Annotated in this window: 13 protein-coding genes and 2 pseudogenes; 9 read left to right on the top strand and 6 right to left on the bottom strand. The window is 66.6% G+C overall.

Features of this window, described 5'->3' with window-relative positions; translation table 11 throughout:
• Positions 1 to 35 precede the first annotated feature (35 nt).
• The 3 genes from ACCQ03_RS11495 to ACCQ03_RS11485 all read right to left on the bottom strand — a co-directional run bounded on the left by ACCQ03_RS11495 (position 36) and on the right by ACCQ03_RS11485 (position 3,422).
• A complete protein-coding gene (locus tag ACCQ03_RS11495) occupies positions 36 to 1,409 on the bottom strand; it encodes an Hsp70 family protein (protein ID WP_150145724.1) in 1,374 nt (457 codons plus the stop codon).
• A 152-nt stretch (positions 1,410 to 1,561) separates the two neighbouring features.
• Positions 1,562 to 2,035 (bottom strand): FKBP-type peptidyl-prolyl cis-trans isomerase, encoded by a 474-nt coding sequence (locus ACCQ03_RS11490; RefSeq protein ID WP_017155634.1) that lies wholly within the window; start codon positions 2,033 to 2,035, stop codon positions 1,562 to 1,564.
• A gap of 340 nt (positions 2,036 to 2,375) precedes the next feature.
• The gene (locus ACCQ03_RS11485; protein ID WP_209225383.1) at positions 2,376 to 3,422 is read right to left on the bottom strand and encodes a cation diffusion facilitator family transporter; all 1,047 of its coding nucleotides are present in this window, start codon (positions 3,420 to 3,422) and stop codon (positions 2,376 to 2,378) included.
• Positions 3,423 to 3,536: 114 nt separating this feature from the next.
• Here ACCQ03_RS11485 and ACCQ03_RS11480 point away from each other — a divergent pair, with 114 nt between their 5' ends.
• Positions 3,537 to 3,872, top strand: a complete 336-nt coding sequence (locus ACCQ03_RS11480) for a zinc ribbon domain-containing protein YjdM (protein ID WP_057679076.1) — start codon at positions 3,537 to 3,539, stop codon at positions 3,870 to 3,872.
• An 81-nt stretch (positions 3,873 to 3,953) separates the two neighbouring features.
• On the opposite strand, the pseudogene ACCQ03_RS11475 reads toward ACCQ03_RS11480, so the two are convergent.
• Positions 3,954 to 4,215, bottom strand: a pseudogene (locus tag ACCQ03_RS11475) (hypothetical protein).
• A gap of 210 nt (positions 4,216 to 4,425) precedes the next feature.
• On the bottom strand, positions 4,426 to 5,544 hold the full coding sequence (locus ACCQ03_RS11470) for an alkene reductase (protein WP_209225381.1): 1,119 nt from the start codon (positions 5,542 to 5,544) through the stop codon (positions 4,426 to 4,428).
• Between the two features lie 220 nt (positions 5,545 to 5,764).
• On the opposite strand from ACCQ03_RS11470, the gene ACCQ03_RS11465 reads away from it, so the two are divergent.
• The 7 genes from ACCQ03_RS11465 to ACCQ03_RS11435 all read left to right on the top strand — a co-directional run bounded on the left by ACCQ03_RS11465 (position 5,765) and on the right by ACCQ03_RS11435 (position 11,196).
• A complete protein-coding gene (locus ACCQ03_RS11465; RefSeq protein WP_057679078.1) occupies positions 5,765 to 6,976 on the top strand; it encodes an MFS transporter in 1,212 nt (403 codons plus the stop codon).
• Between the two features lie 158 nt (positions 6,977 to 7,134).
• Positions 7,135 to 7,305 (top strand): hypothetical protein, encoded by a 171-nt coding sequence (locus ACCQ03_RS11460; RefSeq protein WP_057679079.1) that lies wholly within the window; start codon positions 7,135 to 7,137, stop codon positions 7,303 to 7,305.
• A gap of 221 nt (positions 7,306 to 7,526) precedes the next feature.
• Positions 7,527 to 7,982 (top strand): PA2169 family four-helix-bundle protein, encoded by a 456-nt coding sequence (locus ACCQ03_RS11455; protein WP_017158528.1) that lies wholly within the window; start codon positions 7,527 to 7,529, stop codon positions 7,980 to 7,982.
• 273 nt (positions 7,983 to 8,255) lie between these two features.
• A complete protein-coding gene (gene thpR, locus ACCQ03_RS11450) occupies positions 8,256 to 8,858 on the top strand; it encodes an RNA 2',3'-cyclic phosphodiesterase (protein WP_104619911.1) in 603 nt (200 codons plus the stop codon).
• Between the two features lie 34 nt (positions 8,859 to 8,892).
• The gene (locus ACCQ03_RS11445; protein ID WP_209225379.1) at positions 8,893 to 9,498 is read left to right on the top strand and encodes an HD domain-containing protein; all 606 of its coding nucleotides are present in this window, start codon (positions 8,893 to 8,895) and stop codon (positions 9,496 to 9,498) included.
• A gap of 63 nt (positions 9,499 to 9,561) precedes the next feature.
• Positions 9,562 to 9,756, top strand: coding sequence for an oxidoreductase-like domain-containing protein (locus tag ACCQ03_RS11440; RefSeq protein WP_057679082.1), 195 nt, complete (start codon positions 9,562 to 9,564; stop codon positions 9,754 to 9,756).
• Positions 9,757 to 9,825: 69 nt separating this feature from the next.
• Complete coding sequence (locus ACCQ03_RS11435; RefSeq protein WP_209225377.1) at positions 9,826 to 11,196, top strand: virulence factor; 1,371 nt, start codon at positions 9,826 to 9,828, stop codon at positions 11,194 to 11,196.
• A 434-nt stretch (positions 11,197 to 11,630) separates the two neighbouring features.
• Here ACCQ03_RS11435 and mprF read toward each other — a convergent pair whose 3' ends face one another.
• Positions 11,631 to 14,195, bottom strand: a complete 2,565-nt coding sequence (mprF, locus tag ACCQ03_RS11430) for a bifunctional lysylphosphatidylglycerol flippase/synthetase MprF (protein WP_057686991.1) — start codon at positions 14,193 to 14,195, stop codon at positions 11,631 to 11,633.
• A 264-nt stretch (positions 14,196 to 14,459) separates the two neighbouring features.
• On the opposite strand from mprF, the pseudogene ACCQ03_RS11425 reads away from it, so the two are divergent.
• Positions 14,460 to 15,166 (top strand): annotated as a pseudogene (locus ACCQ03_RS11425) (DUF998 domain-containing protein).
• Positions 15,167 to 15,176 lie beyond the last annotated feature (10 nt).

The following is a 15,176-nucleotide window of genomic DNA, read 5'->3' as shown; positions in this document are numbered from 1 at the left end:
ACCGCACATTCTAAGGGATGAGGTGGCAGCGCGTGTTAATCGCCCGACGAGTGGGCCTGTGCGGCGGCCCAGGCCAAGCCCTGGACCACACCGAATGACGGATCGCCATGCACCAGGCGCGATTCGGGGAACGCAGCGGCCACGGTCTCGCGGATGTAGCCGGCCCGCGACATGCCGCCGGTCAGGAACACCGTCGTCGGTGCGGCCGCCATGTCGGCGCGCACCTGTTCCAGCAGGCTCGCCAATTCGCCGAGATAGCTGGAAGCGGACGCAACCAATGCATCGGCCTGCACGTCCACGCCCAGGCCGCGCTCGATGAAGTCGAGCGCGGCCTGGTGCCGATCCGCCTCGCTGAGCGCGATCTTGCAGGCTTCCACGCCGCGATACAGGCGCGCGGTGTTGCCGGTGTCCTGCAGGGCCTGCAGGCGCTTGTCGAAGGGGGCGGGCACGTCCTGGTACTTGTGCAGGCGAAATTCGCGCTGTCGCGTCATGTCCTGCACCATCGCCGCCTCCACGTAATGGTGGGTGGGCACGCGGGTGATGCCGCGGCCGAACAGTGGCATGTAGGCCGCCAGGCTCAGCGCCAGATCGATATCGGTACCGCCTCGCGCAATTCCCCAGGCACGGTGTACCTGCGGCGCAGCGCTGCCACCGACGCTGGCATGGGCAATGTCGGTGGTGCCGCCGCCGATATCCACCACCACGGTGTCGTGGCGGCTGTCGTGGCTGACGTGGTAATGCATCGCGGCCGCTGCAGGTTCTTCGAGAAAGTCCACATTGTCGAAACCGGCGGCGATCGCGGCGGTCTGCAGGATCTCCAGCGCCTGCGCATTGCCGGCCTCGCCGATCGAACTGCGAAATTGCACCGGCCGGCCCAGGGTGGCTTGGCGGATGTTCACATCGAACTGGCGCGAAGCGGTCAGTCGGATATGTTCCAGCACATGGGTCGCGATGCCGGTAATGGTTTGGCGCGCGCGCGGATGCAGGTTGTAGCCCAGCATCGACTTGGGGCTCTGCACCAGGCTGCCTTCGCCTTCGAGAAAATACGCATCCAGCGCTTCGTCGCCGTAGACGGCGTTCTGCAGCAGGGCAGCGGAACTGCGTGGCTCACGTACCTGCTCTTCCATCCACTGCCGCCGCACGATGCGGATCGCGTCGCGGCGCAGGCTGTCGTTGTTGGGAGTGCGGCCGGCGGCCAATGCATCGCGGCGGCCCGAGTCGATGAGCCGCTCCACCTCGTACTCCAGCGCTGGCGTCAGGCTGAAATTGTCCGGGTCGCGCATGGTCTCGGGAAAATACACGGTGGTGCGGAACTGCAAGGCCTCGCCGAAGCGCACCGGCACCACCTGCCCATCCACGATCGCCGCGGCGGCGGAGTTGCTGGTACCGAAGTCGATGCCGAGTTTCATTCAGACGGGCCTGGAGAGCGGGCCGCGCACTTTACTACGGCTGCCGCGCCTGCCGTCGAGACCGGCAGCGTCGGTGATGCCAGTGGCCGAACACAGGCGCTGTGTCGGGCACTGGCCGCGCCGCAGCCACGCGGGCGCGGCGCGCGCTCCGGTCAGGCCGCCAGCTCGGCCACGTGACCGTCGTTCAATTCCTGCGTGGTGGCCTCGCGCACTGCCACCACCTCGACCGCAAAGTGCAACGTTTGCCCGGCCAGTGGGTGGTTGCCGTCCACGGTGACCTGGTCAGGGCCGACCTCGGTCACTGTGACCAGGACCGGGCCCTGCTGCGTGCGCGCTTCGAACTGCACGCCGGGGACCACTTCCACATCGGTCGGAAACGCATCGCGGGGCACCTGCTGGATGAGCTGCGCATGACGCGGGCCATAGCCCTGTTCGGGCACGACGTCGGCGGTGAGCGTATCGCCCAGCTGCTTGCCTTCCAGTGCCTGCTCCAGGCCGGGCACGATGTTGCCGGCGCCATGCAGATAACTCAGCGGGGTGTCGGGCGTGGAGCGGTCCAGCACTTGGCCGTTGTCGTCGGAAAGGGTGTAGTGAATGGTCGCAACGCGACCTTGGCTGATTTCCATTGGAAACCTCCATGACGGGTGATCGAGGGGAATGCATCGGCTGATTCACGATGCGAAGAGATGCCGCACGCACACCGTAGGCAATCGCACCGGATCATGCAACCGCAGCCGGGTTTGCGGTTGAGGCGGGGATCAGCTTGGCGGCACGACGCCACGACCAGGCTCGCGCCGGCTACGTCAGCGCGACCACGGATTGAAGCGGGGTGTGGGTCGGGCCGACCGTCCTCAGCGCGATCGGCGAGTTCGGCAATGGCGCTTGGTTAGAACGACACGCGCAACCCCGCAGCGACCGATAGGCATGTCCATCACGACATCTGCATACCGCACGCTCCGGTCTCCCTCAGTTCGGCTCTGCGCCGCTCTCGATCTGCGCACGCCGTGCACGCCAGGTTTCCGGGGTCTGCGGCTTGATGAACAGGGCGGTGAGTTCGGGATGTTGCTGCTTGGCAGCGGCTTCGATTCGCCCGACGCAGGCCTCGATCTGCGGTGTGGTGCGACTGTCTTCGAACTCGGCGCTCAACGCCGCCACCACCTGGTTGGGGCCCATCTGCATGGTGAGCACGCCATTGGCCGCACGCACGTCCGGGTCGCTGGCGGCGATGCGCAGCAGCGAGTCGGTGACATTCGCATGCGCCGGCTCGCCGATCAGCAGGCCCTTGGTTTCGCGCGCCAGCAGGAACGCGGTAAATGCCAGTACCCCGGCGATGCCGATCGAAGCGATGCCGTCGAGTTCGGGCATGTCGAACAATTGCGCACCGGCCAGGCCGAGCAGCGCCATCAGCAGGCCGATCAATGCGGCGCTGTCTTCCAACAATACGGTGAAGGTGGTGGGGTCCTTGCTCTGGCGAAATGCCTGGAAATAGCCCATGCGGCCTTTCTTGGAGCGAAATTCGCGTACCGCCACCACCCACGAAATGCCTTCGAACACGATCGATACGCCGAGCACGCAGTAGGCGATCAGATGGCTCTTGGCCGGCTCGGGGTTGCGTAAATGCACGATACCTTCGTACAGCGACACGCCTGCACCCATCGCAAAGACCAGCAGGGCGACGATGAAACTCCAGAAATACAGCTCGCGCCCGTAACCGAACGGATGGGTCGGGGTGGGCGGCTGTGCGGCGCGGCGCAAGCCATACAACAGCAGCACTTCGTTGACGGTGTCCACCAGCGAATGCACGCCTTCGCTGAGCATGGCCGAGCTGCCGGAGATGCCGGCGGCGATGAACTTGGCCACGGCAATGGCCAGATTGCCCGCCAGTGCCACGTACACCACCACGTGCGACCCCTTGGTCTTGCCTGGGCCGTTACCGCGGCCGGCGTCGCCCTGTTCGGGGCGAGGGGAGGGCGGGATTGTGCGCGAGGAAGGGGACACTGGCTGATGGGACACGCGCGACCTGCGGGGCATTCGACAAGCGCCGCACTATCGCGCCATCGCCGTGCCGGGTGCGTGATCGCGCACCCGGGCGGCTACAATCCACGCCCGCTTCGATCAAGGAATTGCATGCCTACCGTCCCCGCCTGCCCGCAATGCGGACTGGACAACACCTATGCCGATGGCGCGACGTCGATCTGCGCCGAGTGCGGCTTCGAATGGAGCGCGGGCGATGCCGCGGCAGACACGACGGTGGTGCGCGACAGCAACGGCAACGTGCTGCAGGCCGGCGACACGGTCACCGTGATCAAGGATCTCAAGGTCAAGGGCTCTTCGATCCCGCTCAAGCAGGGCACGGTGATCCGCAATATTCGCCTGGTCGAAGACGATGCCGAGCACATCGAGGGCAACTCGGAAAAGATCAAGGGCCTGGTGTTGAAGACCTGTTTCCTGCGCAAGGCATAGGCGCGGTTGACCAGCGGCGCCGCAGAACGCGATGGCGCCAAGCCGGCGCGCGCATCGCCCCTATGCGCAGCGCACCTGAGGCTAGGGAAGTGCAGGCCCGTTGCGCTGATCGCGCGGAGACACCGCCGTTACCCTGCCGCGCTGTCGCATCCACCAGCGCATGTCGCGGCGGGCGCTGCTCAAGCCACCTTGCTGGCCGACACCGCCGCGTGCGCCGGCGCCGGCTTATCGCATCCAGCGCATCGACCTTGTCACCCGGATTGCCGCAGGTCGCATTCGAACCCATCCCGGCGACGAAGCGGATTGGCGGCGCGCCGCTGAGTTCGCGGCAGCCGTCCAGCAATCGACCCGGTCGTGACGGTGCACACCGGGATGAGGTGGCGGCACTTCCATCAACAAACCCTGGCTGTCGGGCCGCATAGTAAGCGGTGCATTTGCAAGACCGGCAGCTGCTTATCGGCCACCAGCAGGATGCAGCGCATCGGCGTTACCCACGCAACCGCACCATGCCAGGTGGCAGGTGCGGTCGCGCGGTGAGGTGCTGATCAGGCGATCACTTCGGCAATGCGGGGTAATCGGTGTAGCCCTTGGCACCGCCGCCGTACATCGTTGCCTGATCGATCTCGGCCAGCGGCGCGTTCTCGCGCAGCCGGCGCACCAGGTCCGGGTTGGCGATGAACGGGCGGCCGTAGGCGATCGCATCGGCGTAGCCGCTGCTGATGGCGTGTTCGGACATGCCGCGGTCGTAGCCGTTGTTGGCGATCCATGCGCCGTCGAACTTGGCGCGCAATGCGGCGTAGTCGAAGGCGATGTTGTCGCGCGGGCCGCCGGTGGCACCTTCGATCACGTGCACGAAGGCCAGCCCGCCGATCAGATTCAGGCGCTCGACCGCACGCTCGAACAGCGGCTGCGGGTCGGAGTCGTGCGCGCAGTACACCGGGGTCACCGGCGACAAGCGCACGCCGGTGCGCTCGGCGCCGATTTCATCGGCAATCGCCTGCACCACTTCGGCAAGCAGGCGGGTACGGTTTTCGATATCGCCACCGTAGGCGTCGGTGCGCTGGTTGGAGCTGTCGCGCAGGAATTGGTCCAACAAATAGCCGTTGGCCGCATGCACTTCCACGCCGTCGAAGCCGGCATCGAGCGCGTTGCGCGCCGCGATGCGGTAGTCCTCGATCAAGCCGGGGATTTCGTCCAGTGCCAGCGCGCGCGGCTCGGACACGTCCTCGAATCCGTTCTTGGTGAAGGTCTTGCCTTCGGCGCGAATGGCGCTGGGCGCAACCGGCACTTCGCCCGGCGGCAGCACACTGGTGTGCGAGACACGGCCGACGTGCCACAGCTGTAGCACGATCTTGCCGCCGCGGCGATGCACTTCATCGGTCACGGCGCGCCAGCCGTTGATTTGTTCCTTGGTGTAGATGCCGGGCGTATCGAGGTAGCCCTGGCCCAGCGGACTGATCTGGGTGCCTTCGGCCACGATCAGGCCGGCGGTGGCGCGCTGGCCGTAATACTCGGCGGCGAGCGGCGAGGGCACCTGGCCCGCGACGGCGCGGTTGCGCGTCAGCGGGGCCATGATCACGCGGTTAGCAAGATCCAGCGCGCCCAGGCGCACCGGCGAGAACAAGGGGGATTGAGTGGATTTGGACATCAGCAGCCAGTCGAAATTGATCACGCGCCAGGCGCGACGCCGCGCCGATCGCGGTGCCCGGTAGCGATGGTGGCGGACTCGAGCAGATTCGAGCGATGCAGATAGGACACAGCGTCCCTGTCGCGTCGAATGCGTTGTAACTGTGATGGAGTGGGCGCTGGGACTGAACAGGCCGTGGTGTCGCGCTTTCCTGCTCTGCTGCATTGCACAATAATAGGCCGCCCCGCCATTCCTGGAGTCGGGCATGACCGATACCGCTTTTTCCTCGTCACGCGTGTCCCGGCGCGATTACGTGCTGATCCTGCTTGCGCTGGCGATGGGCGGCTTCGCGATCGGCATCAGCGAATTTTCCACCATGGGCCTGATGACGCAGATTGCGCAGGGCTTGCAGATCACCGAACCGCAGGTCGGTCACGTCATCAGCGCGTATGCACTGGGCGTGGTGGTTGGTGCGCCCTTGCTGGCGATCCTGGGCGCGCGCTGGCCGCGGCGCACCTTGTTGCTGATGCTGATGGTGTTCTATGCGCTGGGCAACGTGGCCAGCGCATTGGCACCGAGCTACCACACCATGCTGCTGTGCCGCTTTATCGCCGGGCTGCCGCACGGCGCCTACTTCGGCGTTGCGTCGCTGGTGGCCGCATCGATCAGCCCGCCCAATCAACGTGCCACTGCAGTGGGGCGGGTCTTGTTGGGGTTGAGCGTCGCGTTGCTGGTGGGCAACCCGCTGGCAACCTGGCTGGGGCAAATCGTGAGCTGGCGCTGGGCCTATGCGTCGGTGTCGGTGATTGCGCTGGGCACGGTCGCCGCTGTGGCGATCCTGTTGCCGCCGCAGCCGGAGGAGCCGCGCCAGCAGCCGCTGCGTGAATTGCGCGCGTTCAATCAGCCGCAGGTGTGGCTGGCATTGGCGATCGGGGCGGTGGGTTTTTCCGGCATGTTCTGCGTCTTCAGTTACCTTGCGCCGACCTTGACTGCGGTGACCGGCGTGACCGCAGCGCGTATCCCGTTGGCGATGGTGGCATTCGGCGTGGGCGGGGTGCTGGGCAGCATCCTGGGCGGTTGGTTGTTCGACCGCATGCAGTTCCGCGCGGTGCCGGTGTTGCTGCTGTGGTCGATGGTGGTGATGCTGACGTTTCCGCTGGCAGCGCTATCAGACGTGTGGGTGTTCGTCTCGATCGTGGCGGTCGGCACCATGGGGGCGTTGGCGCCTGCCTTGCAGACGCGTTTGATGGACGTGGCAGCAGAAGCGCAGACCCTGGCCGCAGCCTCCAACCATGCAGCGTTCAATACGGCCAATGCATTGGGCCCCTGGCTGGGCGGCATGGCGATCACGGCAGGTTGGGGATGGACCTCCACCGGCTATGTCGGCGCGGCCACCGCGCTCGGTGGGTTGCTGGTCTATGCAGCGGCGGTGTGGCAGGAGCGTCATCAGCAGCGCACGGTGTTGACGAACTGCTGAGTGGTCGGTGCCGCGACGGGCAAGCGCTCGCGGCAACGTTCGCCACGCGGCAGCCGCTTGCGCCGCGATGCGGCGATCCGCAGACCATGGCGTCGCCACAGCCATCTCACGTGGTAGCGGCGAGACTTGGTGCCCAACCAAGCGGACCGAACAGTGCCATGACCGAGTTCACTCCACCGCCGTGGAAGCGCGCCAATCCCAAGGGCAAGGCGAAGTCGACGCCATTGACCGACGCGCAAAAGGCAGCGGCCAAGCAGCGTGCAGAAGAAGCGGGACGGCCGTATCCGAACCTGGTCGACAACATGTGGGCCAGTCGCCAGCCGAAGTGATCTTGACCCGCTGTTGGCATGGATGAATTGCAATTCATCGCCTGCACGACGGTGTGAGGAAGACGCCCGCATCGCTCACATATCGATTATGCAGGCGGGGCGAGGATGAGGCCGTACACAACGCGACGGCAATGCAATCGAGCCATCGATTGACTCACCTTCCGCCGCATGCGCAGTCATCGCACCGTGCAGCGTCGGCCCATCCCAACAAGGAGCCACACATGAGCATTCAGAGCAAAACCGAGCATAGCCTCAACGACCTTATCGCCATCTCGCGCGACGGCAAGGACTTCTATGAAGAAGCCGCGGCCAAGGTGGGCGACGCAGAGCTCGCGACGCTGTTCCGTCGCATTGCCGGCGTCAAGACCGACATCGTCAGCAGCCTGAGCAGTGTGGTCACCGCCGCCGGTGGAACGCCGGAACAGCACGGCACCATGGTGGGCAGCATGCAGCAGTTCTACGGCAAGGTTCGTGCAACCCTGGGCGACACCAAGTACGGCTATGTGGCCGAATTGGAAGAGTCCGAAGACCGTCTGTTGAAGGCGTTCGATCAGACCATCGCCGACCAGGACACCCCGGCCGCTGCACGCGAAGCCGCGTTGCGCCTGCTGCCGGAAGTGCGCGCTTGCCATGACGTCATGCGTAACCGCAAGCATGCGATGAAGAGCGCTGCATAAATCGAGTGCAGAACCGAAGTGCATCGTCACCGATCCGATGCGGCTCCGGGGTAAGACGATAAAGGCGGAAACGGGCAGCGCAGGCTGCCCGTTTCTTTTTGTGTCTTGGCACGGCGCGAGTGCCGGGCCCGACCCGCAGTCGCAGTTCCACGCAGTGTGTAAAGGTTCCACATCCGCATCCTGCAATTCGGCATATTCGGTGCGCGTCGGGTCTGCTAGTATCCGCCGCCCTTCTTCAGGCAGGCGCGCGTTGCGCGGTCGTGGCATCCACCCATGAAGCAACAGTTCCTGTACCTGTCGTCGGCCGAGGCGCAGTTGTCGCTCGGGCTTGGCGAAGAGAAGACCACCGAACGTTTGTTTTTCGCGGTGATGGCCGATGCGCCCACCGCCGAGCATGCAGCACGGATCGCCGACAGCCTGTTGCAAGGCGGGCACGCCGAAGGCAAGCCGCTTGCGCGCGAACGGCTGCATGTGACCCTGCATCATCTGGGCGATTACGCCGGTGGCCTGCCGCCCTCGTTGGTGAGCCGCGCCAGCCAGGCCGCGACGCGCGTGCAGATGGACGCGTTCGAGGTGGAGTTCGATCGCGTCGGCACCTTCGGTGGCAGGCGCTCGCAGCTTCCCTGCGTGCTGCGTGGCGAAGAGCAGGTGCGTGGGCTTTACGAGCTGCAAGGCGCATTGGGAAGGCAGCTGGCGCATGTCGGCATTGCCGGCGACGCGCAATACACGCCGCACATGACGCTGCTGTACTGCAATCAGGCGGTGCCGCAGCGGCGCTGCGATGCGCTTGCTTGGACCGTGCGCGAGTTTGCGTTGGTGCGCAGCTTTCTCGGCCAGTCGCGCTACCAGATCGAAGGCCGCTGGTCGCTGCGCTGATGGGCATGACCGCACGTACGCGGTAGCCTGCGGCATGGACATCGTCACGCCATTGCCATTGCACGCCGACCACCTGGCCGCGCTCGAACAGGCCTATGCCACGCCACCGCGGGCTTACCACCACTTCGGCCATGTTCGCGCGGTGCTGCAGCACTACGCAGAGGTCGCCGCCGGGCCGGGCTGGCGCCAGCCGGTGGAGGTCTGGCTGGCGGTGCTGTTCCACGATGCGGTGTATCAGCCCGGACGCAGCGACAATGAAGCGCAATCGGCACGGATGGCGGCCGAATCCATCCCGCGCTGGTGGCCGCAGGCCCAGGTGGATGTCGAGCGGGTGCAGGCGCTGATCCTGCTCACGGCCCGGCATGGGCACGTGCTGCCGCAGGACGTGGATGAAGACGCCGCGCTGTTCCTGGACTGCGACATGGCGATCCTGGCCGCGCCCGCAGCGGTGTTCGATGCCTATGATCGGGCCATCGCCGAGGAGTATCGCGGGCACGTGCCCAGCGTGCTGTTCCGGCTCAATCGCCGCCGGTTCCTGGCCGGTGTGCTCAAGCAACCGCGCATCTTCCTGAGCGACTACTTCCATACCCATCACGACACCGCGGCGCGCGCCAATCTGCGCCGGCGGCTGGGGCGCTGAGCGGCCATGCCCCGGCCGGGCTGCATGCCCGGCTGAGTCCGATGCGCACGCTACAATGCCCGCATGCACGACAGCGCTGCTTCCAGCCCCGACCCACGCCCTATCGCCCCGCAGCCGCCTGCGCCCAACGAATGTTGCGAGAGCGGCTGCCCGCTGTGCGTGCACGATCTGTATGCCGAGGAGCTGACGCGTTACCGCCAGGCCCTGGCCGCGTGGGAGGCGCGCCAGCCGGTGCCCAGCCGCCCCGAAGCCCAATGAGCGCTGTCCCGCGCTTCGCGCTGCAGTCCGGAACGATTATCTTTGAACCACTTTTCCCGATGGTGCGACATGCGACGACTTGAAATGTGGAGCGCGCTCTGCGGCGCGGCGATGTTGACGCTGTCGGGCATAGTCGCCGCGCAGGCGCCGGGACCGGTCAGCCATGGCCGTTTCGAGCAGGTGCCGGTGCTGATGCCAAAGGGCGAGCCGCAACGGGTGGTGATCTGGCTGGCCGGTGCCGGCAATGCCGCCAAGCGCCAGGCCCAGGCAGAAAGCCTGCGCGCCGACGGTGCGATGGTGGCGGTGGTGGATACCGCGCACCTGTACGCGGTGCTGCGCAAGGCCGGCGGCACCTGCACGTTCTCCGTTGGCGACGTAGAAAACTTCTCGCGCTACATGCAGGCCTTCTACCACATTCCCACCTATCGCCTGCCGCTGCTGGTGGGCGATGGCGAGGGCGCGGCGCTGGCCTACGCGATCGCTGCGCAATCCAAGTCGCATGTGCTGGCCGGCGTGCTGACCGACGGGCTGTGCCCGGCCACCGTGTCTAACCAGGCGATCTGCCAGCCGGGTGTCAGCCCGGGCACCAATACCCTGTTGCCGGTGCCGCTGCAGATTCCGTGGGTGCTGGCCGCCAGCCAGGACAAACGCTGCCCCGCGGCCACCGAGGAGGGTTTCCTCAAACAGGTGCCGCAGGCGCGAACCTTCCGGCGCTCCGCGCAAGGCGACATCCTGCCCGGCCTGCGTGCCGCGGTGCGCTCGTTGGGCGAGCAGAAGGGGGTGGCTTTGCCGCCGCCGCCGGGCGGTCTGGCGGATCTGCCGGTGGTGGAACTGCCGGCCAAGCCCGATGGCGACAGCGACGACGACACCTTCGTGATCTTCGTCTCCGGCGATGGCGGTTGGGCCGGCCTGGACGAAGAGGTGGCCGACGCGCTCGCCGCGCAAGGCATTCCGGTGGTCGGCCTGGATTCGCTGCGTTACTTCTGGACCGAGCGCACGCCGCAAGGCTTTGCCGACGACCTGGATCGCATTGCCCGCATCTATGCGCAGCGCTGGGATCGTCAGCGCGTGGTCTTGATCGGGTTTTCGCAGGGCGCCGACGTGCTGCCGGCGGCCATCAACAAACTGCCGGCGGCGACCAAGCAGAACCTGCGCATGACGGCGCTGTTGTCGGTCGGCAAGCTGGCCGACTACGAATTCCATGTCAGCAATTGGCTGGGCTCGGACGACGAGGGCCTGCCGATCGCGCCGGAGATACAGCGTCTGCCGGCCGGCACGACGGTGTGCATCTACGGCCAGGACGACGGCGATGCGCTCTGCCCGGACCTGCCCGCAAACGCGGCCAAGCGGGTCGCACTGCCGGGCGATCACCATTTCAAGGGCGATTACGCGACCCTGGCCAAGACGATCATGGACCAGTTGCACGCGCTGTCGAAATAAGGCGCAACACCGGTTGCTTTGATGCGCGCGCCGACGTGTCGATGTCGGCGTCTTGACGCTGTACGTCGCTGCCGAAGGCGATGTACAGAAGTCCGATCATTCAATTCCGCCGCCGTGCTTTCCGCCCCGGCGATTCCTTTCGGCCGCCGGCGATGGCATGCGTGCAAACGCCCGCAGCGACATGCGCAAGGTTGGTGAGCGGCCGCGGTGCCGCATCCGGTGTCGGGATGCAGGTGAATCCATCCATGCAAGCGCTCTGGCTGGATCCAGGCCGCCGCACGGTCCCGCCCTCGAATGCGGCACCGCGCCTTCACGTTTCGCCCCCGTTTCTTGGCAGGCCAGCATTGCAGGAACCGAGTGCGCCTGCGCTTCCGGCATCCGCAGTGACCAGTGCCGCCAGACCCGCAGGCCTGGCGCCAGCGTCCCGCCAGGCCTTACTCCTGCCGCCCAGGATCGGCCGAGATCAGGCGGGTGACATCCAGCAAGGCGGCCGGCAGATGCATGCCGCCGGGGGCGACCAGGTAGCGCGGGCGCCAGGTCGGGGCGAACTTCGACTTGAAGCGGCGCAGACCGCTGAATCCGTAGAAGCGCTCGCCGTGCCGCGCGACCAGGCTGGCGAAGCGGTTCCAGCGCCCGGCCAGGCGATGTTCGGCCAGGCCCGACAACGGCGCCATGCCCAGCGAGAACCGCGTGTAGCCGTTGGCCTGGCCCCACAGGAACAACTCGATGAACAGGAAGTCCATGGTGCCCTTCGGTGCCTGCGCGCTGTGCCGCATCAGGTCCACCGAGAGTTCGCCACCGGCCGGTGCCCACCACACATTGGCGAATGCCACGATCTGGCCTTCGGCCTCGGCCACCGCCACTGGGAAGCGACGCAGGTAATCCGGATCGAAGCTGCCCAGCGAGAAGCCTTTCTCTTCGCCGGATTTTTCTTCCAGCCATTGTTCCGACACCTCGGCCAGGCGCGGCAATACCTCCTCCACCTGTTCGGGCGGCAGCATGCGGAAGCTCAGGCCGCCGCGCTTGCCGCGGTTCCAGGCCTGGCGCAGGTCGGCACGGTCGCGGCCTTCCAGGGTGAAACCCTCCAGCGGCACGATCGCCTCTTCGCCCAGCTTGACCAGGGTCAGGCCCATGTCGAGATAGGTCTGCCAGTACCGTTCGCCGACCTGGTAGAACACCGGGCGCAGGCCCATGTGGTCGGCCTCTTCACGGAAGCGCCAGATCAGCGCGCACGCCACCTCCGGCGGACCGACCGGGTCGCCCATGGAAATCAACGAACCGCCATAGCGCTGCATCATCACAAAGCCACGGCGCTGCTCATCCAACAAAAACGCCTTGTCGCCGGTCAGCGCCAGGCAGGCCTGGGTATCGGTGCTGGTGGCCAGGATCGGTGCCAGCGTCTGCAGCGTCTGGGCATCGGCGGCCGGCATCGGCCTGCGCCCACCACGCAGCAGGCGCGCCATGCCGAACACGATCACGCCCACGCACAAGATCAGCGCGGCGCGCAATGCGCGCGGCGCATTGGCCGAGGTGGCGAACTGCCACCACAGATCGTTGCTGTATTCGACATGGCTGTAGACGAAGAACAGCAGCCAGAACGTGGCCACCAGCACCAGGCCCAGGTTGCTCAGCCAGCGCCATGACCAGGCTTCGTCCAGCAGCGCGCCCTGGCGATAGAACTCGCGCCGTGCCGCCCACAGCGCAACTGCTGCCAGCGCCGCCGACAACGACACCGAGATATGGCTGCCGCGCAGCAGCGCCAATGGCGGCAGCAGCAGGCACACGCCCAGCGCCAGCACCCAGGCCGCATGGCTGCGGCGCTGCAGGCCCTGGCCGATCAGCAGCAGCATCATGCCGCCCAGGCTGACCAGCAGGTGCGAGGTTTCGATCAGCGGCAGCGGCGCCACTTCCTGGCGCGCGCGCGGTGTCGGCAGGGTGCCGTCGATCACCAGCGCGGCACCCACCGCAAACACCGCCAACGCCAGAATCTGCGGCAGCCACGGGCGCAGGGTCTTCCACACGGTGCGCGCGGTGCTGGCGCCGACGCGTACCGGCGCGCGCAGCCCGGAGGCGGCCGCCATGGCCACGGAGATCAGCAGCGGCACGATGTAATACGTGACGCGGTAAGCCAGCGCCGCCGCCAGGACCGCGGCAGGGGTCACGTGCGGCAGCAGTTTGAGCAGGCTCCACTCGAACACGCCCAGGCCGGCCGGCACGGTGGAGATCAGCCCGGCCACCACGGCCACCAGCCAGATGCCGATGAAGCCGAAGTAGCCGGTACCGGGGTCCGGCGGCAGCAGCACGTAGAACGCGGCCGCGGCCAGGCCCAGCTCCACCACGCTCAGTGCGGTGACGCCCAGGACCGTGGTGCGGTCCGGTAACCAGAACCGGTGGCTGCGGATGCCGAACTCGCGGCCCTGTTTGCCGACCAGCGCCAGCATGGCGCCGTAGCCGACCAGCAGGACGATGCCGGCGATGCGGATGGCCTGCGCGGTGATCGGCAACGCGCGCGCGGCCGCTTCCGGTTCCAGCAGCAATGCCAGACCCAGCAGCACCCAGGCCCCGAAGATGAAACCAAGTGTGCTCATCAGCACCACCTGGCCGATCTCGGCCAGGGTCAGGCCCACGCTGCCGTAGCCGCGCAGGCGCACGGCGCCGCCGGTGAGAGCGGCAAAGCCCAAGGTCTGCCCGACCGCATGCGCCATGAAGGCAGTGATGCCCACCCGTGCCGGATGCAACTGCTTGCCGGTGCGCTTGAGCCCCACCCAGTCGAAGCCGACCAGGCACGCGTAGCTGCTCAAGCCGAGCAGCAGCGTCAGTGCGATCTGCCCCGCACCCAGCGCACGGAACGCGTGCCGGATCTGGCGATAGCCGTGGTCGGTGAACTGCGACGACAGCGCATGCAGGGCCATCGCCAGGATCGCCAGGCTGATGATGACCGGCAGGGCGCGACGCCAACCGCTGGCGGAGCTTTCGGAGGACGTGGAGGTATCCGTCATGAGGGCAACGGGATCTGCTGAAAGGGAAGAAGGGTGCATGCACGAGATGTGCCGCGCGCGCGTTTGCAATGCATGGGCCGGTCGGGTTGAGGGTGCATGCCGCGTGGTTGCGAAGGTGCCGACATCCGGTGAACGCCGTGGTTCGATCGTACCGACACAGTATCTGTGCGGGCCGGCCGCGCGCATCATAGGGCAAAGCCGCACACACTTGCCGAACGAACACGACAGGACCGCCATGACAGTTGGAAGGCAGACAGGCTGCTGATGCGCAATCCACCCGATTCCCCAAGGTTTGCGCCCCACGCGCGCGCCATGCCGCCGCGCTGGCGCGGCTCCGCCGGCCGCATCGCCGCGGCCGCGGGCATGGTCTTCATTGGGCTGGTGCTGGTGCTGCAATGGCTGCGCGGCGATCTATGGTGGGTGGATGCGCAACTGAGCGCCTATCTGCACGGCCCGTATGGCCTGTTGCTGCGCACCGCCTACTGCCTGTTGGCCGCCACGATGGCGTGGCTGGCGCTGGGCCTGTATGCGGCATTGGCGCCGGCCGCGCGCAGCCGCACCGTGCTGGGTTTGTTCTGGATGGCCGCAGTGGGCCTGTGCATGGTCTCGATCGGGGACAGCTGGATGCCCGAGCTGGCACCGGAGGCAGCGGCGATGGTGCATGTGCTGTCGGCGGATACGACGTTTCTGTGCGTGATTGCCGCGGTGTTGCTGCAGTCGTGGTACTTCCGACGCGATGTGCGGTGGCGTGCGCACTTCCTTCGGCCTTTCTGCTGGGCTGGGCCGCGTTTGCGGTGTTGCTGTTCCATGTCACGGTGACGAGCGCACCTCTGGGCACCAGCCAGAAGATCGCCATCGTGCTGATCGTGGTGTGGATGGTGCGCGCGGGCACCGTGTTGGCGCGCTGCGAGCGCGACGGGGCTGCACGTCTGCCGCATTCGCGGGACAATGCAGGGGTCAATCAACCGTAGGAAGCCTGAA

Origin of the sequence: Xanthomonas sp. NCPPB 3569 (assembly GCF_041475645.2) — a bacterium.
In the GTDB taxonomy this organism is placed as follows: Bacteria; Pseudomonadota; Gammaproteobacteria; order Xanthomonadales; family Xanthomonadaceae; genus Xanthomonas; species Xanthomonas phaseoli.
Note: the sequence above shows the minus strand (reverse complement) of the source record. Positions and strands in the feature narration are given on the sequence as shown.